Genomic DNA, 19,261 nt, shown 5'->3' on the forward strand with positions numbered 1-19,261 from the left:
TTGGATAAAAAGCCAGGAGTAGCTTTAAAAGATTTACTGGGGGCTATTGCAGTAGGCGTTCAAGACGAAGATTTGTTTACTACACTTGCCGATCGATTGATTCGATTAGATAAACAATTGACGGAAAGGGAACGAGAGCAGTTTAGACAAAAGGCAAAAGGAAATCAGGTTCCACAGGTTGTCAAGGCACTTTTGAATGTTTATAATCCGGACACGATAGAAGCATTAAGAGACGATATAAAAAAGGAATCGCAGAATGTATCTTTAGAAGAAATTGAAATCCAATTTCAAAGCAGACACTCGGATATGATTCAAAAAGTGGCAGATATTTTTTCGGGCGAACTTAATCGTTTTATTGAGTCGATCAGAAAAACACATTTTCAATATATTGACGAGGTTAATTTAGACAAGGTCCTGAATGAAGCATGGGAAAAGGAAACAATGACAAATGCGGAGACATTGATTTCTGATTTCCGTGCATGGATTAACACGCATAAGACTGAAATTCTCGCCCTACAAATTTTTTATAATCAACCTTATCGCAGACGTGAATTAACATATTCGATGTTAAAAGATGTTCTGGATATCTTGAAATCGGCTAAGCCGAGTATGGCTCCTTTAAATATATGGAAAGCTTACGAACAATTAGAAGCTGTCCGTGGAAATCCTAAAACTGAACTGATGGCGCTTGTCTCATTGATTCGAAGAATAACGGGAATCGATTCTTCTTTGACAAGCTATGATAAGATCGTGGATAAAAACTTTCAAGATTGGGTATTTAAAAAACAGGCAGGCACACTTAAATTTAATAAAGAGCAAATGCACTGGTTGCAGATGATCAAGGACTATATTGTTACTTCGTATCATGTTGATAAAGAAGACTTTGAATTAGACCCCTTCAATAAAGAGGGCGGCTTAGGTAAATTTTGGCAGCTTTTTGGAGCAGAAGCCGAACCAATTTTGGAAGAGTTGAATGAAGTTCTGGTGGCATGAAGATTTTAAAAAATCAAAATTTTGAGAGTTGAATACTAATTTGTTCTGTACGAGAGTTGATTCCTTTTTATACATATCATAGATTCTCGTAAAAGTTTCAAGTGACGACCGTGTATTATCGAAGAAAAGTAATCTTAGCCTTATTACAGTCGTTTGGTGGAAGTTTGTCCAAAACGGATCTCCAGAAATTGTTGTTTTTATATACGCAAAACCAAGAAATGCCGTCCTTTGATTTTTTGCCTTACCGATTCGGTTGTTATTCTCCTCAGGCTACTCAGGATTTAAAAACGATGACGAAGTATGGCCAAGTAGACGAGACGCAATCAGGTTGGTCGGTTTTGGATTCTTTAGATTACAGAAAAACATTAAAGAAGAATGATGTAGATCGGTTGGATTTGTTTTCGAGAAAGTTTTCGAAATTACGCGGAAAACCATTGATAAAGTTCGTATATGAAAACTATCCATTCTACGCGATTAAAAGTGAAATCGCGGAAACAATCTTAGACAAAAACCAGTGGGTCCAAGTGGTAAATTCTAGGCCGACTCAAAGGGAACCATTACTTTTTACGATTGGCTATGAAGGAAAAACTGTTGAGAGCTATGTAACAGAATTGATACGGGAGAATGTTCAAGTCCTCTGTGATGTTCGAAAAAATCCGTTGAGTATGAAGTTCGGTTTTTCTAAAGCTCAACTGCAAAGCATCTTAGAGACAGTTGGGATCGAATATGTACATATTCCCGGCCTTGGAATCGATTCCGACAAAAGACAGGGATTGAATTCTCAAAAAGATTATGAAAAACTGTTTCTTGAATATGAAAGAAGCACTTTGGCTTTGAATTCAAAAGATCTAAAAATAGTTGCAGATCTATTTCGTGAAAAGGGGAGAATCGCGTTAACCTGCTTTGAAGCGGATTCAAACTGTTGCCATAGAAGTCGAACGGCGAGGAAGTTGTTGGATTTCTTACCGAAAAAAACGAAACTCAATCACCTCTGAAAAGTGTATGAAGGTTCTCATTACGGTAAAAACATATCCCGCAATTTCAGCCAAATATGGAGAAACGGTTTGTACCGCTGGAATTACCGAGGAAGGAAAGTGGATCCGAATTTATCCGCTTCCGTTTCGAAAAATCAATTATAAAGATCGTTTTCATAAATACCAATGGATCGAGTTGGATTTAAGACCCAATGGGAGCGATTTTCGTCCCGAATCCCATCGTCCGACTGATTACCAAAAAATTCAAACCGTTGGAGAAATTGCTCCTGATGGAAATACCTGGGCGGAAAGAAGAAAATTCATTTTACAGAATGTTTATACAAATCTCGATCAATTGATTGGCGAGGCTAAAGATAAGAAAGTTTGCACCTCTTTGGCAACTTTTAAACCTATGAAATTTCTAGATTTTACGTATGAAAAAACGGAAAGTACTTGGGATCCTAAAAAATTAAGAGCCTTAGAATCTGAAAAACAACAAGGGATTCTTTTTGAAAATGAAGAAGAAGACGATATAGAAAATTTCGAAGTCGTAGATAAGGTTCCCTATAAGTTCAAGTTCAAGATTGAAGACGATTCAGGGAAGGTCTCTCATATGATGATCGAGGACTGGGAAACCGGAATGCTCTATTGGAATTCTCTTGCGCGTCGAGGAGGAGATGAAGCCAAGGCTTGCGAAGACGTTAAAAAGAAGTACTTTGAAGACTTCGCCAAAACGAAAGATTATTACTTTTTCTTAGGAACCACCAAACAACATCATTACGTTGCTCCGAATCCTTTTGTGATCATCGGAGACTTTCGACCCAAGCCGATGGAACAGTTGGAGTTGGGGTTTTGAGTTCAACATTTGAAATTAGAGATTATTTCGAGAGAATATTGAATTAATGGAAGAAATTAAGAATAAGATTCAAGATCGAACTCTCTCCAACTCTTCACTTTTAAGTAACGATTATATTCCAGATACATGGAATATAGTAAAACTTGGAGAAGTTGCTGAATATATAAATGGAAAGGCATTTAAGTCTTCGGAATGGGCAAAGGAAGGAGTGCCAATTATAAGAATTCAAAATCTAAATCGAGAAATTTCAGAATACAATTATTGTAAAGTGGAGATCGAAAAAAAATATCATGTAAACTTCGGTGATTTGCTATTTGCTTGGTCAGGAACTCCTGATACTTCATTTGGGGCTCATATCTGGAGAGGGGGATTTGCATATTTAAATCAGCATATTTTTCGAATTGTAGTTAATGAAAAGTTGATTGACAGACAATTCTATCTTTATGCGTTAAAGAATAAGATAAAAGAATTTGTGAAAAAAGCTCATGGAACGGCTGGTTTAGCGCATATCACTAAGTCTAAGTTTGAGGCGGCTAAAATTCCCCTTCCACCCATCGCCGAACAACAACGCATCGTATCCAAAATCGAAGTACTGTTCAGTGAATTAGACAAAGGAATCGAAAACTTAAAAACAGCTCAGAAGCAGCTCAAGGTCTATCGACAATCCGTTTTGAAATCGGCCTTTGAAGGAAAGCTAACCGAGGAATGGCGAAAGAAACATCTGAATCAGATTGCGAGTGAAGATATAACAGAAGAGAAGAATTCTTCTTTAGGGGAACTTCCGAGCGGATGGAAGTGGGTGAAGTTGGGGGACGTTTTACGAAGTAAATTAACTAATGGTTATTCTGGAAAACCGGTTAAATATTTTACAAATTATAAAGTATTGAAACTTTCTGCAACGACTTCGGGAAAATTTTCATCTAAATATTACAAATATCTGGATGAAAAGAATTTATATGATCGTGATATTTGGTGTAGCAATCATGATATTTTAATTCAAAGAGGGAATACCTTAGAATACGTAGGTGTGCCTGCATTATATGAAGGAAAAGATAAAGAATTCATTTTTCCAGATCTAATGTTTCGCGTGCAATGCTCTGAAAATTTAATCATACCAAAGTATTTATATTATAATATATCTAATCAATATCAAAGGGATTATTTAAGGAAAAGAGTCGCTGGATCGGCGGGGACAATGCCGAAGATAAATCAGAATATTCTTAGTAGTTTACCAATTTCTTTACCAACATTGTCCGAACAACAAGCAATCGTCCAAGAAATCGAATCTCGCTTCAGTATTTGCGACAAACTCGAAGAAACCATTCAATCTTCGCTCAAACAGGCAGAATCTCTTCGGCAAAGTATTTTAAAAAAAGCATTTGAAGGAAAGTTAGTCGCACAAGATCCGAACGATGAACCTGCATCCGTTCTTTTAGAAAGAATTCGTGCAGAGAAAAACACTACATTCGAAAAAACGAATGTAAATTCCGCAAGGAAAGTCGCTGAAAACGCACTCTCGCCGAAAGACAATCTGATTCAATTTCCTCAACTCATTCCTGAAATTACCACGACGGATTTACACGCTGGCGTGATCGCGATGGTCATCGAAGCCCATGAAAAACAGCCAAAGTATTTAGAACATTTGGGTCATGTGAAATGTGAAAAGATTGCTCATTTGGTGGAATCCCATCTTGGAATTTCATTGGGAAGAATGCCTGTAAAGGATGCGGCCGGTCCGGATGATTACCCTCACTTGAAAAAGGTTGAGTCCCGTGCGATCAAGGCAAATTACTTCGGGATCAAAAAGTTAAACATCGGTCATACCTACCAATCGAAACAGGGGATGCATAAAGTTCTTACAAAAGTCTCGAATCAACTTGATAGCAATGATTTACAAAAAATCAGAAACTTAATTCAAGACTTTATGCCCTTGGATAAGCTCCGCTCCGAGGTTGTGGCAACTCTCTTTGCGGCATGGAACAATCTACTTATAGGAGGAAAGCAGCCGACAAACGAAGAAATCATATTCGAAGCGAGAGAAAATTGGACGCCGGAAAAACTCAAAATTCCAAGAGAGAATTTTTTGAAAACTTTACTTTGGATGAGAAGAAAGGGTTATATTCCGGAAGGAAAGGGCGCAATCGTTCCTAAGTCCAGTAAAAAGACATCTACTCAGAAAGGAAAAAAGGGATCGCGTGAGTAATCATTCTCATACAAATGGGATCGTTGGGAAAGTTTGGTCTTTTTGCAATTTGCTTAGAGACGACGGAGTGAGTTACGGAGATTATCTTGAGCAGCTGACATATCTCTTGTTTTTAAAAATGGCTCATGAATATTCGAAGCCGCCTTATGATCGTAAGATTGCGATTCCGAAAGAATACAACTGGGAGAGCCTAACTGATAAGAAGGGTGCGGAGTTAGAGACGCATTATAATAAACTTCTCAGAGAGTTGGCTAAGTCCCAGGGAATTCTTGGACAGATTTTTACAAAGAGTCAGAACAAAATCCAAGATCCCGCTAAACTTGGAAAACTTGTCGAGATGATCGACAAGGAAAATTGGGTTCTTATGGGAACCGATGTAAAAGGAGATATCTACGAAGGGCTTTTGGAAAAGAATGCGGAAGATACCAAAAGCGGGGCAGGCCAATACTTCACGCCCCGGGCCTTGATTAAGGCTATCGTGGAATGTGTTCAACCGGAGCCGGAAAGAACGATCGCAGATCCTGCTTGCGGAACAGGTGGTTTCTTTTTGGCTGCATATGATTATATTACAAAACAGGATTTGAATAAAGAACAAAAGAAATTTCTAAAGTTTAAAACTTTTTTCGGAAATGAAATTGTAGCCGGAACCCGTCGGTTAGCGTTGATGAATTTATTTTTGCATAATATAGGAGATATCGATACCGATAATTTTATTTCTCCAACGGATGCTTTGATTGCAGATCCGGGGATTCGTTATGATTACGTTTTGGCCAATCCGCCATTCGGTAAAAAAAGTAGTTCGAAGATTACGAATGAGAAAGGAGAGCAAAAGAAAGAAGAATTTACATATAACCGGCAGGACTTCTGGGAAAGCACGAGTAATAAACAGTTAAACTTTTTACAGCATATTAAAACTATTTTAAAAACTACGGGTAAGGCGGCAGTAGTACTTCCGGACAACGTTCTTTTTGAGGGTGGTGCTGGAAAGACGATACGAGAAAAATTGATGGAAACGGTTGACCTTCACACAATTCTTCGACTTCCGACCGGAATTTTTTATGCGAATGGTGTAAAGGCGAATGTGCTTTTCTTTGACGGAAGACCCGCGACTAAAGAACCCTGGACTAAAAATATTTGGTTTTATGATTATAGAACGAATATACATCATACGCAAAAGAAGAATCCACTTAAACTAGAGGACTTGAGGGATTTTATCAATTGTTATAATCCTGAGAATCCTAACAAACGAAAAGAAACTTATCATCCCGAAAAAAATCCGGAAGGTCGATGGAGAAAATTTTCTTATTCTGAGATTACAACTCGTGATAAGACGAACTTAGATATTACTTGGATCAAGGATAAGTCGCTTGCTGACTTGGATAATCTTCCGGATCCGGATGTACTTGCGGAAGATATTATTGAAAATTTGGAAGCAGGTTTAGAAAGTTTTCGTGAAATTTTAGTTGTTTTGAATGAGCAAGACCGGTAGATAAAAGCTTAGTAATCGAATAAGGTATAGTTGTACTACTAATGCCTGTGAATCACTCCTAAAGAAAGGTGCTCTTATCTACGAGAATTAACCGTCATCGGTTTCCGAAATAATTGTTGGAGGATTTAAATCGGTGTTTTGAGAAGAGGGATCTTTTTGGTCTTGCCTCATAAAAGTTAGATGGATAATGTCCTTAAAGTTTCGCACAATTTAACTTTGAGATAAGGCTCTCAATACGGTCAAGCCGTGAGCTTTGAAATTTTTAGTTCTTTTAGCTTGTCCATGTCAACATACTTTTTAGTTCCCCATTTAGTAGAAGCGATATGCCTAAGACGGGCGGTCGCCAACATGAGAGCCGACTTCCCATCTGAAAAGCTCCGACAACCTTTGTCCTTCTTTTGATCTCTTTAATGATCCTTTCTAAAGGATTATTCGTACGGATCTTTCTCCATTGCTCAGACGGAAAGTCCATGTAAGCCAGCGTCTATTCGATCCCATCGGAGAGAATCTTGGAAGCTTCTTTCAATTTCATTTCGATTAATCTCTCCATCACAAAGTTGGCTTTCTTTAAGGCTTCTTCTTTGTTCTCTTGGGAATGAATCGCCTTCAACATTTGAGAAATGACATTAAAGGATCCTCTCGGGGCTTTTCCAAATACATTCCTGTAGAAATGAACGATACATCTTTGCAATTTGGATTCCGGAAAGAAATATGGAATCGATTCTACTAAACCGAGACATTTATCAGAGACGATTCGATTTACTCCTTTGAGACCTCGATCCTTTAGATGTTTTAGGAAAGTTTGCCAACTTTCCTTTTCTTCTCTGGCTCTTTCCATGGACCCGGAACCTCTCTGTAGCCTTCTGAATTAACTCCTATGGCTACAAGAATCGCTACGTTTCATCCCCCCCCCAAAAAAAAACTTGTAAGCCGTTATAACATCCGTCGACGAAAGCGCGATCAACTTGTACAATCCGATACGAACTAAAGCCTGATGCGGGGATCCGTATGTCGCTTTAAAAAATCGAAGTAAGAGCAACATGGGCCCACTCGTTCAAAAGAATCGGAGAAACATGAAACAAACGGAAAAAAATCAAGTGATCCTCATAACGGGAGCCAGCGAAGGAATTGGAAGAGAGCTTGCGCTTTTATACGCGAAACGAAAAGCCAAACTCGTTCTCGCCTCCCGCAACCAAAGCACGCTTGCAGATTTGGCTATAGAATGCGAACGAATGGAAGCGCAAGCGCTTGCGGTTCAAACGGACGTATCTTCCTCCGAAGATTGCAAAAATCTAATAGAACAAGCCGTAAAAAAATTCGGAAAGATCGACATTCTGATCAACAGCGCCGGAGTTTCCATGAGTACCCCGTTCGAGTCCGTGCAGGATTTATCCGTTTTTCGTAAGCTCATGGATGTGAATTATCTCGGGACTGTTTACACTTCTTATTTTGCCTTATCCTATCTGAAGAAGAACAAGGGAATGATCGTAAACATATCTTCCTTACAAGGAAAAACGGGTTTCCCTAGATCAACCGGATACGCCGCTTCCAAATTCGCAGTTCAAGGTTTCAGTGATTCGTTACGGATCGAATTGATCGGAACTGGAGTGGGCGTGCTTGTCGTTTCGCCAGGACCGATCGCGACCAAAATGAATTATAGAAAATTCGACGCAAACGGAATCATCACGCAAGAGGAGGATCTGAAATCCGGAAAGAGAAAACTCATGTCTCCGGAAGAATGCGCGTGTTTGATCGCGAAATCGATCTCCAAGCGGGAACGGGAATTGATTATGACTTTCGGAGGAAAATTGATTCCTTGGGTCAAACTTTTTTCACCGGCCTTCGTGGATAGAATGATCGCGAATGCGGTGAAACGATTTTATTCCGACAAATAGGTCTTCGATCGATTTGCCTAAGATATTATAAAAATGGAATAAACGGTTCTTGCGGAAGTATAAATCTATAATTGCGGAACGTTTATTCTCTTTCATGTTGAGTTTGTTCCCTGCGAGAATAGGAGCGTGAAAATGGCTTTATCTTTTCCGTGTTTCGATTGAATCGTACCGAAACGTAACGATTCAATTTTTACGTTGAATATTATATTTTTATAAAATATAAATCAATAGGAGATTCACATGGCGATCGATTCACAGAAAGTGGAACAGCTTGTCGGAAAGTTGTTCGGCGAGATTTCGGCAGGTTACAGCGGAGCATTGGTCCTGATCGGCGACGCGTTGGGTTATTATAAGGAGCTAGCAAAAGGGCCGCTTACCTCTTCCAAACTTGCGGAGAAAACGAAAACGACCGAGCGTTATGCGCGCGAATGGCTGTCCGCGCAGGCAGCAGCGGATTATCTGCAATATGATCCGGCGCAGAAAAAATTTTTCCTATCGCCGGAACAAGATATGATCTTTAACAACGAGGATAGCCCCGCGTATTTGATGGGCGGCTTTTACGCCGTTTCCGCGGCTTATTCGGCCGTTCCCAAATTGATCGATGCTTTCAAGACCGGCAAAGGCGTTCCTTGGGGAGAACAACACGAACATATCTTCTGCGCGACCGCCAAATTTTTTCGTCCCACGTATCTTTCTCAGCTATTACAATCTTGGATTCCTGCGCTTGAAGGAGGTATAGAGGAGAAGTTGAGAAAAGGCGCGAAGGTTGCGGATGTCGGTTGCGGTTTCGGAACTTCGACCGTTATTTTAGCCAAAGAATTTCCGAATTCCCATTTTTACGGTTTTGACGCACATTCTCCTTCCATTGAAAAGGCGCGTGACGCGGCTCTTCAGGCGGGTTTAAAGAACGTCACCTTCGAGGTCGCTACGGCGAAGAATTATCCGGCGAACGATTACGATTTAGTGGCTATGTTCGATTGTCTTCACGATATGGGAGATCCGGTAGGCGCCGCGGCTCACGCACGTAAGGCTTTAAACAAGGACGGCAGCGTGATCATTGTCGAGCCGTTTGCTCACGATCATCTTGAACAAAATCTGAATCCGATAGGTCGTATTTACTATTCTGCCTCGACGATGTTTTGTACGCCTAGTTCTTTGAGTCAAGAGGTGGCTTTGGGATTAGGAGCGCAAGCGGGCGAGGCGCGCATGCGCGACGTAGTTACGAAAGGCGGATTCACTCGTTTTCGGCGCGCGGCGGAATCCCCTTTCAATATCGTTTACGAAGCGCGAGTTTGATTGCGATTGTCATGACATCCGGCCTTTGGCCAGCTGGCGCCCGTATGTTTTGTCCGGGCGCGGTCCGCTTGTTTTTTAGAAATTCAACGGTTATAGATCCAATCGGGCGGAATCCCCAATCGAAACGCGTCTCCCAACATGAAAATTCCGTTTTGCATTCTCCATTCTTCCACTTTCTTCAACGTCTCCGTCTTTACTACTTTATTGAAAGCGGCTGCGACTTGATCGAGATACCAATCTCCGTTGATGTGAAAGAGGGACAACGTGCAGCGTTCGGGAAAGAATATTCTATAAATGTAATATTTTCCTTCTAAAACGCGGGTGTCGTAGCTGAAGATACAGTTGTGTTGGATTCGAGATTCGAGGAACAATTCCTTTCTCGAGTCGATCGGTTCGATCCAATCTTCTTTTTCCATCGGAGGAGTCGGATAAGGCCGATCCAATCCGTTGAACTCGTTCTTCTGAATCTTGCGGATCATTTCTTGTTCGAGGTAGAGCAGATGTTCGAGCGATCGAATCTTCCACTGAGGAGAAAAACGTTTCACTTCTTCATAAAGCTGAAACGCGTTTTCGTAATCTTCTTTTTTGAAATTCGCATCCGGAAATCGTGTCGAAAGATCCTTTAAAAACAAGATCTCCCATTTTTCGTTCCAGCCTTTCGACAAGGCATAGTTGAAAAAACGAATGATGAATTCGTTGATGATCGGCAGGTGATGAAACGCCTTTTGGAAAACCGGAATCGAATACAGATATCGGAACGGTTTTAAATATCCTTTGCGAACGGCCGAGTCGGTGATTCTTTCTAAAACCCGCAAAGAACTCGGATGAAAACCCAAATACGCGGCGACTTCTTTTTGTTTCCGAAAGGGAAGTCTTTTCCGAATCTCCTCGAAGTCTTCCGGCACGACGGGAAGGATCGATTCGGGATTTTTGAAACAGAATTCCAGCGCAAAAATCATTCGTCCTGCATTCTAACCTATTCCTTTAGATCGTTCTTTCTTTTTCTTTGTTTTGGAGAATTTCGAAAAAAGAATTCCGATTCACATTTCAAAGCGAACAACAGAAACGTACGGATCTTTTTTGTTCGGATTCATTGAAATCGGTGAGTGTCACTGCGTGCATAACCTTGCTCAAAAGTCGAGAAATCAATGAATCAATCGCCGCTAAAAACGCAGATTTTTTTAGTGTTCCGACAACAAGGAATCCTTTTGCTTGTAGAAAGTATCATCTTCTGATCGAGAAAAATTTCCCGAGGTCTTCCGCAGCCTTAAAACTCAGCGCCTCGCTCTGTAAGGATCGTTCTCACCCCGCCGCCCAAAATCCGGGCCGGGGCCGACTTTATTTTACGACAAAGTCGTAGTATCTCTTACAGTTCATCTTTCGATCAGAACTTATGGTTGAGTAACGCTCGCCGATTTCGTTCAAAAACGGACTTGATTCCGCGCGGAGTTCGAGCGCAATTTTAGAGTAAATCGTTTCCGGAGGGGGAATTGCATCATGAGTTTTTCACAAGTAGTCAAACGGGAATTCGAAGTCGCGTTTTCAAAACACGGGCAACCGCTCTGGTTTCGAACGGTTAAGTATTGCGTATTGCTGATTCTCCTATATCTGATTCGGGATTCCGAATATCTTTGGCTTGTTTTGTTAAGCGCATTCGTGATTTCGTTTACCGTTCATTTTTGGTTCCGATATAAAACGAAGGGTTGGACGCAAAGTTACGGACCTTGGAAATGCGATCAAATTATAAAATCCTAAACTACCGGATCAAAAAAAGAATTGCCTGTGCGCTCGAAACGATGCGGATTGTTTCCGTGAAAAATCAAAAAACAATCCTAAGTTTTACGGCAATGTTCTTGAGTTTCGTCGTATTGCATCCGATGCACGCGTCTCCAAAACTCGGAAACTGCGAAGTTTTCCCCGATAACAACGTATGGAATACGCCGATCGACGGTTTGCCCGTTCATTCTCTATCGCAAGCCTATGTTCAGAGCATCGGCGCCCGTAAAAAGCTCAAAGCCGATTTCGGTTCCGGTCTTTGGGAGGGGAGTCCGATCGGAATTCCGTTTACCTTGAAGACCGGTTCTCCATCGCGCATAACGTTCGAATATGCGGATGAAAGCGAGCCAGGTCCGTATCCGATTCCGGATGACGCACCGATCGAAGGAGGAGAGGCGAGCGACGGAGATCGTCACGTTCTCGTTCTCGACGAAAAGACATGCAAACTTTATGAACTCTATCATGCGCGAAAAAAAGGAAACGTTTGGACTGCGATATCGGGTGCGATCTTCGATTTGAAGTCGAACGCGCTTCGACCGGACGGTTGGACTTCCGCGGATGCGGCGGGTTTGCCGATTTTTCCGGGATTGGTTCGTTACGAAGAAATCGAAGCGGGCGAAATCAAACACGCGATTCGTTTTACCGCAAAGCGAACTCAAAAAGCCTATCTTTGGCCCGCGCGTCACTTCGCTTCCAAAATCACGGATAAAAACGTTCCACCGATGGGAACCCGTTTTCGATTGAAGGCGAGTTTTAACATCGACGGTTTCAGTAAGGAGAATCAGATCATTCTTCGCGCGTTGAAAAAATACGGAATGATTCTTGCGGACAACGGCTCGGATTGGTTCTTATCCGGCGCACCTCACGAGAAGTGGAACAACGATCTGCTTCACAAACTCGGAAAAATCACCGGCGATCAATTCGAAGCGGTGAATTCGGAAAGCCTAATGCTTTCCTCCGATTCCGGAGAGGCAAAACAACATTCGGAAAAGAAATAATTCGTTTTTTGAATGTATCGGATCGTCCGAACGGAAACGGAATTCAAAGCGGGTTTTTTATTCGGGCGTTCCTACTCGCCAAAACCGAAGAAAAAAATATCTTCGTAAAGTCGTAGGCGGGCTTGCTTCGCGCTCCGCTGACGCTGCGGTCGCCTCTTTCGAGGCGACTGCGACGCACGCTTCGCATCCCTAACGCGGGGGACTCCGTAAAATCGGTGTTAAACGGAATCGGTCGGGGATTATTTTTGATCGTAAGCCGCTTTCAGTTTTGCGATGTCGATCTTGTCCATTTGAAGCATGGCTTGCATCACTCTTTGCGATTTTTGAGGGTCCTTATCCTGCAAATACGCTCCTAAAATCGGAGGAATGATTTGCCAGCTGACTCCGAACTTGTCTTTCACCCAACCGCATTGTTGTTTAACTCCTCCTAAGGAAAGTTTGTCCCAGTATTCGTCGATTTCTTCCTGCGTATCGCAACGGACAAAAAAGGAAATCCCTTCGGTGAAAGTGAACGCATGCGCGAGTCCGCTATCCATCGCCATAAAATTTTGACCGGCGATCGTAAAGTCCGCCCGTTTGACGGTTCCTTCTTTTTCGCCGGATTGATCGTTTGCGGAAAATCGTTCGATGTTTCCGATTTTGGAATTCGGAAATTGGGAAGCGTAAAAACGGATCGCTTCTTCCGCTTTACCGTGTTTGTCTCCTACGAACAATAAAAAGGGAACTACGCTCTGTTCCTGTTTAGAAAGATGAATCTGCCAAGAAACTCCGCATTTATCCTGAAGCCATCCGAATCTTTCGCTAAACGGATACGCACCCAATTCCATTAGAACCGAACCGCCTTCCTTCAATTTGTTCCAAAGCTGATTTACTTCCTGTTCGGTTTTGCAATTTACGAAAAAAGAAACAGCGGGAGTAAACCGAAAATGCGGACCTCCGTTGAAGGAAAGAAGCTCCTTCCCGTAAATGGAAAACGTCGCGGACATCACGTTATCCCCCGCTTTTGCTACGCCGGAAACTTTCGCATCGGGAAAAGCAGAAGTGTACAGTTCGGTCGCTTCTCCTAAGTTATTGTTGAACATCAAAAAGGGGGATATCTTCTGCATAAAAACCTCGTTTTAGTATAATTGATTTCTTTCAAGGGCCTTCACACCGGCCCAGATATTTTTAAAAGTTTTTCGATTTATGCGTTTTCGTTTAATCAGGATTATGCGAAAGTTTCGAGCAGCGCTTCGAGTCGATCGTAATTATATCCGAGTCCGTCTTCCATCGGTGAAAGAATAACGCTTTCTCTCGCTTCCTTGGATTCGTACAAAACGGTTATGGACAGCAATGTCGTTTTAGAATCGATTTCCGTTAAGATGGACGTATCGATCGCTTCTCCCGCATACCAGGATTCGTCGAAAACTTCGGTGGCGACGAGCCGATCGGGCGCGTCGATTTCCAAATAAACTCCGCCCATTCCCATATCTTTTCCGCCTTCGCTGCGCCAAACATACCGATACTTGCCGCCGACTTTGAGATCGATGTCGCAAACGATCAAAGACCAACCGGGCGGACCATCGAACCAGCGTTTGAGTAATTCCGGTTTGGTCATCGCATCAAAGACCAACGCGCGCGGCGCGTCGAATGTGCGTGTGATGAGAATTTCTCGTTCTCCTTGCGCGACCACTTTCAGTTTTTTCGTATTCTCCATGGGAGTTCTCCTTAAACGGATCTCGTTCCGCTTTCTTTTTCTTTCTTCCCGACTTTCAGCTCGTCCAAGAGAGCGTCGAGTTTGTCGAAACGCCCTTCCCAAAGCCGGCGGTATTTTTCCAGCCAATCGCTCGCTTCCGCTAAAGGTTGTGCTTCGATTTGTCTCGGTCTTTTTTGTGCGTCCTTCGCTCGCGTAATCAATCCGGCTTTTTCCAACACTTTGAGATGTTTGGAAATCGCAGGTTGGCTCATCGCAAAGGGCTTTACCAATTCCATCACGGAGGCTTCTCCCTCCGCTAAACGCGCCAGAATCGCCCGTCTGGTTGGATCTGCTAACGCCGCGAACGTCGCATCCAAACGTTCCGACGCACTCATGGGGATGCTCATATTTCAATAACCATACGGTTATATAAAAATTTTAGCAAGTATTTTTTAGGATTGAGATCGGTTTTAGGCGAAAACCCGCTGGGAAATACGGAAAATCCAATGCGCTAAGGATGCGGAGCGGGCGAAGCAGCCCTCTCATTTCAATGATGAAATGAGAGGGCCGAAAGCGATAGCTGGAGCGCGGAGCAAGCCTGGCCTGCGATTTATTCCGAAGAATTCCGATTTCGCCGCCGATCGAGCAGGAGCGCCCGTTCATTTTTGAGTGAAATATTGGGTCTTTTCAAAAACTTGGATATAACGAGAAGGTTCGCAGTTCATGATTAAAATTTCCGGCCTCAATAAGGCTTATACTTCCAAGGTTCTTTTTGACGATTTGAATTTGAGCATCAATCGGGGCGAGAAGATCGGTCTTGTAGGCCGCAACGGTCACGGTAAATCCACGCTCTTTCAAATGATTCTCGGTACTGTGGAAGCTGATTCCGGCACGATCTCCGTTCCGAAGGGTTATAAGATCGGTCACTTGCAACAGCATCTTCATTTTACCAAACCCACCGTCTTGGAAGAATGTGCCCTCGGTCTTCCCGAAGGCGAGGAATACGAAACTTGGCAAGTTGAGAAAATTCTTTCCGGTTTGGGTTTTTCCGAAAAGGATATGGAAAGAGATCCGAACGAATTTTCCGGCGGTTATCAGATCCGAATGAACCTCGCAAAGCTGCTCGTGTCAGCTCCCGATATGCTGATGCTCGACGAGCCGAACAACTATCTCGACATCGTTACGATCCGTTGGCTCGAGGAATTTTTGCGCGAATGGGAAGGCGAAATCATATTAGTAACTCATGATAGAGGTTTTATGGACGCCGTTGTCACTCATACGATCGCGATTCACAGAACGAAGGCGATCAAGGTTCAAGGCGACACGGACAAACTCTATAATCAGATCAATCAATCCGAAGAAATTTACGAAAAAACCCGATTGAACGAAGCCAAAAAAAGAAAACAGGAAGAAATCTTTATCGCGAAATTTAAAGCGAAAGCGAGTTTTGCGAGCCGCGCCCAATCCAGAGTGAAGAAGCTCGAAAAGCAGGGAGAGATGAAAGCGCTCGAACAGATTCAGGATTTGGAATTGTTTTTCAATAGCGCTCCGTTTGCGGCGAGCCAAATGCTTTCCGCGGAGAATCTCGCTTTCTCGTACGACGGTAAACCTCCGTTTCTATTCGAGAACTTTTCGATCAGCGTCGGAAACCGGGAAAGAATCTGCATCATCGGTAAAAACGGAAAAGGGAAATCGACTCTGCTTAAAGTTCTCGCGGGAGAATTGGAACCGTCTCAAGGAACGATCAAAAAACATCCCGTGTTGAAGGAAGGTTATTTCGGTCAGACGAATAAACTCAACATGAATGAAAACGCGACCGTCGTGGAAGAGATCATGATCTCGGATAAATCCTGTACGGAGTACCAAGCGAGAACGATCGCGGGCGGTTTGATGTTTTCGGACGATCAAGCCTTGAAAAAGATCAAGGTTCTTTCGGGAGGCGAAAAGAGCCGCGTTCTTCTCGGAAAGATTCTCGTGACTCCTTGTCATCTTCTGTATTTGGACGAACCTACGAATCACCTCGATATGCAATCCTGCGATTCTCTCATCGAAGCGATCGACGGTTTTGAAGGTTCGGTCATTATGGTGACCCACGACGAGTTGCACTTACGCGCCGTGGCGACCAAGTTGATCGTATTCGACAACGATACGATCCGGGTTTTTGACGGAACATACGACGACTTCTTGAACGACGTAGGTTGGTCGGACGAGGATTATTAAAAGAATCGAATATTCGATTCTTTTGTTTTTATTTCGCTGTCATCCGCGTTGAAATTGCGATTCGATTCCAGGAATTGATCGTGTTGATCAAAATGATCAGAGCCACGAATTCTTTCTCGTTGAAATGTTTTCTGACCTTTTCGTAGGTTTCGTCCGGAACTCCTTTTTCGGAAATCTTCGTCACCGTTTCGGTTAATTCCAAAGCTGCCTTTTCTTTTTCCGTGTAAAAGGTCGCTTCTCTCCAAGCGTCCAAAAGATAGATTCTTTTTTCCGCTTCTCCCATATCTCTCAAGTCCTTCGTGTGCATGTTGATGCAAAACGCACATCCGTTGAGTTGCGACGCGCGTATCTTTACGAGTTCGTAGAGAACGGGGTCGATTCCTCCTTGTTTCGCGAATTCCTCCATTTTCAGCATCGCTTGCAACGACTCGGGATAAACCGTCGCATAGTTCAATCTGGTTTCCATGTTGTCTCCTATACAAAGGAAGACGCGGCTTGAAGGTTTTTGTGACAGACCGGAATTTTTTTTTGTTATTCCCAAGCGGAGAAGTAGGCGATAACCGCGTTTGCTGCTTCGGTCCGCATTCTCTTAGAGATTCTATTTTCCTGATAATATCCTCGTTTCATGCAGGCGAATGCGATTTCCACTCCGAGCGTTGCGACGTCGGGTTGTTTCGGGATCGTAAACGGAACCTTAAGATTCGAGAGTTGAACGCGGACTCCCGCTCCGATATGAGCGATCGTGATTTCCTGTGCGAGATACGCGTTTCTGCTGAATGGCCCGCCTAACACGAGTATGCTGGCAACGGGCGTTGAGTCGTAATAATCCGATGCGGCGTCCACTAAGATGCGAACGAGTTTTTTCCAGGTAAGATTGACGCTCTTGGAGCCTTCGAGTGCGAGAATTTCTCCCACTTTGGCGAGATGTTTTTCGGCGAGTCGAGTGAACAAAGAATACTTATCGGGAAAGAATTGATAGATGCTGGCGCGGGGAACGCCCGATTTTTTCGCGATTTCCGGAATCGACGTCTCTTCCGGTCCGATCTTTTCGAGCATTCGTTCCGCCGTTTCCAATACGAGAGCCATTCTTGCTTGAGAACGTTCCTGCAAAGGAATGCGAGTCCCGTTCGTCTTTTTACCGTTACGCGAATCGGTTTTGTTTTTTCGGATTATCGAGTTCGGCATTCTATATCTTTCGTTTTAAAGGATTTAAATCGCCCGCCGTTCGTTTACGTTCTTTCGATCGGGTTTGGTCAAAGCCAAAAAATTCTTGCGCTCAAATCCAACATAAGTAAGATCTCTCGAAAATGTAACATTTGTTGGATTTTAAATTTCGTCAACGAATGTTCCTGAAACGCAAAGGGAGAATCGGATGAAGTCGAATGTCAAAGTCTGCGTCGTAGGCGCGGGGCCTAGCGGTATCGCGGCCGCAAAGAATTGCGTTCAATATGGGTTGGACGTGGTCGTTTTTGAAAAGAACGACAAGGTCGGAGGGAACTGGGTCTTCAATTCGAAAACCGGACACTCCAGCGTTTACGAAAACACGCATATCATCAGCTCGAAGGCTTGGTCCGAATACGAAGACTTCCCGATGCCGGACGATTATCCGGAATATCCGAATCACAAACAACTTCAGGCTTACTTCGAATCGTACGCGAAACATTTCGGAGTGTATAAGAAGATCCGTTTCAATCACACGATCCAAAAGATCACAAGAACGGAAGACGGAGATTGGAAGGTGGATTATATAGACGCTTCCAAAAAAAAGAAGACCGAAATCTTCGACGTTCTTATGGTCGCCAACGGTCATCACTGGAATCCGAAATATCCGGAATACGAAGGAAAGTTCACGGGTAAATTCCTGCATTCGCACGATTTTAAGGGAGTTACCAACGAGTGGAAGGGAAAGGACATTCTCGTGATCGGCGGCGGTAATTCCGCTTGCGACGTTGCGGTCGAATCCGCGCGCGTCGCCAACAGCGTGAAGTTGTCGATGAGAAGTCCTCAATGGTTTTTTCCGAAATTTCTTTTCGGAATGCCTTCCGACGTGTTCGCCGCAAAGACCCCGAGCTGGATTCCGTCCATCGTAAAACAATGGACTCTTACGAAGATGCTTCATGTGTTGCAGGGTTCTTACAAGAATTACGGTCTTCCCGTTAATACGACATTAGCGCTCAGTCATCACCCGACTTTGAATTCTGATCTCCTCGATTTTATCCGTCACGGAAGAATCAAACCTCGTCCTGCGATCAAAAAACTGCACGGAAAGGAAGTCGAATTCGTGGACGGAACCAAGGAGAAGTTCGACATCATCTGCGCCTGCACCGGATTTTGGACCACGTTTCCTTTCTTTGATAAGTCGTTTATCGATTTTCAACACGTCGAAAAGATCCCTCTCTTCCGTAAAATGATGCACAACGATTACCGAAATTTGTATTTTATCGGTTTGTTTCAACCGGTGGGTTGTATTTGGCCGATGGCGGATTATCAAGCGAAGCTTGCGTGCCTGGAAATTCTCGGTAAATACAAACGACCTAAGAATTTAAAGGAAGCGATTCGATACGAGATTGAACACCCTCACTTTACGTTCGGCGGCGGTCAAAGACATGCCGTGGAAGTGGATTATCATGCGTTCCGCAAAGAACTCCAGCTGGAACTTCTTAAGGCGGGTGTTGATATCGGAAAGCCGCCGGGCGGTAATAAAAAGTTGTATAAGGATTTTTCGAAACAGGCGGTGTAGTTTCGAAAAGTTTTTTGTTCGGAGTTTTTGTAGGAGTTCCCACGCTTTGGAAACTGAAAATTGTTCTTGAGCAGATTCGATTTTTCTGATAAAGCGAATTTGTCAAGATTTCCCACAAAGCCCGCCTCCACCACCCAATTCGGGTG

The 19,261-nt window shown here is 43.2% G+C and carries 17 protein-coding genes and 1 pseudogene (1 of these 18 running past the window's edge); 11 read left to right on the top strand and 7 right to left on the bottom strand.

From position 1 onward, the window contains the following. The 5 genes from LFX25_RS03980 to LFX25_RS04000 form a co-directional block, all read left to right on the top strand. Positions 1-993, top strand: the 3' end of a protein-coding gene (locus tag LFX25_RS03980; protein ID WP_238729048.1) for a type I restriction endonuclease subunit R. 1,794 nt of this gene lie to the left of the window's left edge; 993 of the gene's 2,787 nt are visible here — the last part of the coding sequence; its start codon lies off the left edge, out of view; its stop codon occupies positions 991-993. Between the two features lie 188 nt (positions 994-1,181). Next, complete coding sequence (locus tag LFX25_RS03985; protein WP_238729050.1) at positions 1,182-1,988, top strand: DUF488 domain-containing protein; 807 nt, start codon at positions 1,182-1,184, stop codon at positions 1,986-1,988. 175 nt (positions 1,989-2,163) lie between these two features. Beyond that, on the top strand, positions 2,164-2,823 hold the full coding sequence (locus LFX25_RS03990; protein ID WP_238729053.1) for a hypothetical protein: 660 nt from the start codon (positions 2,164-2,166) through the stop codon (positions 2,821-2,823). Between the two features lie 46 nt (positions 2,824-2,869). Then, positions 2,870-5,026, top strand: coding sequence for a restriction endonuclease subunit S (locus LFX25_RS03995; RefSeq protein WP_238729056.1), 2,157 nt, complete (start codon positions 2,870-2,872; stop codon positions 5,024-5,026). Next, a complete protein-coding gene (locus LFX25_RS04000) occupies positions 5,019-6,515 on the top strand; it encodes a class I SAM-dependent DNA methyltransferase (protein ID WP_238729058.1) in 1,497 nt (498 codons plus the stop codon). The genes LFX25_RS03995 and LFX25_RS04000 overlap by 8 nt, the downstream gene beginning before the upstream one ends. 239 nt (positions 6,516-6,754) lie before the next feature. Here the strand turns inward: LFX25_RS04000 and LFX25_RS20910 are convergent. Continuing rightward, positions 6,755-7,415 (bottom strand): annotated as a pseudogene (locus LFX25_RS20910) (IS256 family transposase); the annotation flags it as partial. Between the two features lie 173 nt (positions 7,416-7,588). Here LFX25_RS20910 and LFX25_RS04005 point away from each other — a divergent pair. Both LFX25_RS04005 and LFX25_RS04010 read left to right on the top strand, forming a co-directional pair. Continuing rightward, complete coding sequence (locus tag LFX25_RS04005; RefSeq protein ID WP_238729060.1) at positions 7,589-8,410, top strand: SDR family oxidoreductase; 822 nt, start codon at positions 7,589-7,591, stop codon at positions 8,408-8,410. A 240-nt stretch (positions 8,411-8,650) separates the two neighbouring features. Next, on the top strand, positions 8,651-9,706 hold the full coding sequence (locus LFX25_RS04010; RefSeq protein WP_238729063.1) for a class I SAM-dependent methyltransferase: 1,056 nt from the start codon (positions 8,651-8,653) through the stop codon (positions 9,704-9,706). Between the two features lie 83 nt (positions 9,707-9,789). Here the strand turns inward: LFX25_RS04010 and LFX25_RS04015 are convergent, their stop codons facing one another. Beyond that, positions 9,790-10,665 (bottom strand): PcfJ domain-containing protein, encoded by an 876-nt coding sequence (locus tag LFX25_RS04015; protein WP_238729066.1) that lies wholly within the window; start codon positions 10,663-10,665, stop codon positions 9,790-9,792. A 538-nt stretch (positions 10,666-11,203) separates the two neighbouring features. On the opposite strand from LFX25_RS04015, the gene LFX25_RS04020 reads away from it, so the two are divergent. Next, positions 11,204-11,461: a hypothetical protein gene (locus tag LFX25_RS04020; protein WP_238729068.1), complete on the top strand. Its 258-nt coding sequence runs from the start codon at positions 11,204-11,206 to the stop codon at positions 11,459-11,461. 92 nt (positions 11,462-11,553) lie between these two features. Continuing rightward, positions 11,554-12,480, top strand: coding sequence for a hypothetical protein (locus LFX25_RS04025; protein ID WP_406600515.1), 927 nt, complete (start codon positions 11,554-11,556; stop codon positions 12,478-12,480). Positions 12,481-12,719: 239 nt separating this feature from the next. Here LFX25_RS04025 and LFX25_RS04030 read toward each other — a convergent pair whose 3' ends face one another. The 3 genes from LFX25_RS04030 to LFX25_RS04040 form a co-directional block, all read right to left on the bottom strand. Next, positions 12,720-13,586 (bottom strand): VOC family protein, encoded by an 867-nt coding sequence (locus LFX25_RS04030; protein WP_238729070.1) that lies wholly within the window; start codon positions 13,584-13,586, stop codon positions 12,720-12,722. A gap of 101 nt (positions 13,587-13,687) precedes the next feature. Beyond that, positions 13,688-14,176, bottom strand: a complete 489-nt coding sequence (locus LFX25_RS04035; RefSeq protein ID WP_238729073.1) for an SRPBCC family protein — start codon at positions 14,174-14,176, stop codon at positions 13,688-13,690. 11 nt (positions 14,177-14,187) lie between these two features. Further along, positions 14,188-14,562, bottom strand: a complete 375-nt coding sequence (locus LFX25_RS04040) for an ArsR/SmtB family transcription factor (RefSeq protein WP_238729074.1) — start codon at positions 14,560-14,562, stop codon at positions 14,188-14,190. A gap of 316 nt (positions 14,563-14,878) precedes the next feature. Here LFX25_RS04040 and LFX25_RS04045 point away from each other — a divergent pair, with 316 nt between their 5' ends. Beyond that, on the top strand, positions 14,879-16,375 hold the full coding sequence (locus LFX25_RS04045) for an ABC-F family ATP-binding cassette domain-containing protein (RefSeq protein WP_238729076.1): 1,497 nt from the start codon (positions 14,879-14,881) through the stop codon (positions 16,373-16,375). Between the two features lie 28 nt (positions 16,376-16,403). Here LFX25_RS04045 and LFX25_RS04050 read toward each other — a convergent pair whose 3' ends face one another. Together LFX25_RS04050 and LFX25_RS04055 are read right to left on the bottom strand one after the other, a co-directional pair. Continuing rightward, positions 16,404-16,841, bottom strand: coding sequence for a carboxymuconolactone decarboxylase family protein (locus LFX25_RS04050; protein WP_238729078.1), 438 nt, complete (start codon positions 16,839-16,841; stop codon positions 16,404-16,406). A gap of 65 nt (positions 16,842-16,906) precedes the next feature. Continuing rightward, positions 16,907-17,560 carry a TetR/AcrR family transcriptional regulator gene (locus LFX25_RS04055; protein WP_238729080.1) on the bottom strand — a complete coding sequence of 218 codons (654 nt, stop codon included), beginning with the start codon at positions 17,558-17,560 and terminating at the stop codon, positions 16,907-16,909. 187 nt (positions 17,561-17,747) lie between these two features. On the opposite strand from LFX25_RS04055, the gene LFX25_RS04060 reads away from it, so the two are divergent. Beyond that, positions 17,748-19,115 carry a flavin-containing monooxygenase gene (locus tag LFX25_RS04060; protein WP_238729082.1) on the top strand — a complete coding sequence of 456 codons (1,368 nt, stop codon included), beginning with the start codon at positions 17,748-17,750 and terminating at the stop codon, positions 19,113-19,115. Positions 19,116-19,261 lie beyond the last annotated feature (146 nt).

The organism is Leptospira sanjuanensis, from assembly GCF_022267325.1.
Classification (GTDB): domain Bacteria; phylum Spirochaetota; class Leptospiria; order Leptospirales; family Leptospiraceae; genus Leptospira; species Leptospira sanjuanensis.

What these genes read in the sequence shown, in the direction of transcription:
- LFX25_RS03995 (WP_238729056.1), top strand. Translation starts at nt 2,870, where the DNA reads ATGGAAGAAATTAAGAATAAGATTCAAGATCGAACTCTCTCCAACTCT.
- LFX25_RS04005 (WP_238729060.1), top strand. Translation starts at nt 7,589, where the DNA reads ATGAAACAAACGGAAAAAAATCAAGTGATCCTCATAACGGGAGCCAGC.
- LFX25_RS04010 (WP_238729063.1), top strand. Translation starts at nt 8,651, where the DNA reads ATGGCGATCGATTCACAGAAAGTGGAACAGCTTGTCGGAAAGTTGTTC.
- LFX25_RS04015 (WP_238729066.1), bottom strand. Translation starts at nt 10,665, where the DNA reads ATGATTTTTGCGCTGGAATTCTGTTTCAAAAATCCCGAATCGATCCTT.
- LFX25_RS04020 (WP_238729068.1), top strand. Translation starts at nt 11,204, where the DNA reads ATGAGTTTTTCACAAGTAGTCAAACGGGAATTCGAAGTCGCGTTTTCA.
- LFX25_RS04025 (WP_406600515.1), top strand. Translation starts at nt 11,554, where the DNA reads ATGTTCTTGAGTTTCGTCGTATTGCATCCGATGCACGCGTCTCCAAAA.
- LFX25_RS04030 (WP_238729070.1), bottom strand. Translation starts at nt 13,586, where the DNA reads ATGCAGAAGATATCCCCCTTTTTGATGTTCAACAATAACTTAGGAGAA.
- LFX25_RS04035 (WP_238729073.1), bottom strand. Translation starts at nt 14,176, where the DNA reads ATGGAGAATACGAAAAAACTGAAAGTGGTCGCGCAAGGAGAACGAGAA.
- LFX25_RS04040 (WP_238729074.1), bottom strand. Translation starts at nt 14,562, where the DNA reads ATGAGCATCCCCATGAGTGCGTCGGAACGTTTGGATGCGACGTTCGCG.
- LFX25_RS04045 (WP_238729076.1), top strand. Translation starts at nt 14,879, where the DNA reads ATGATTAAAATTTCCGGCCTCAATAAGGCTTATACTTCCAAGGTTCTT.
- LFX25_RS04050 (WP_238729078.1), bottom strand. Translation starts at nt 16,841, where the DNA reads ATGGAAACCAGATTGAACTATGCGACGGTTTATCCCGAGTCGTTGCAA.
- LFX25_RS04055 (WP_238729080.1), bottom strand. Translation starts at nt 17,560, where the DNA reads ATGCCGAACTCGATAATCCGAAAAAACAAAACCGATTCGCGTAACGGT.
- LFX25_RS04060 (WP_238729082.1), top strand. Translation starts at nt 17,748, where the DNA reads ATGAAGTCGAATGTCAAAGTCTGCGTCGTAGGCGCGGGGCCTAGCGGT.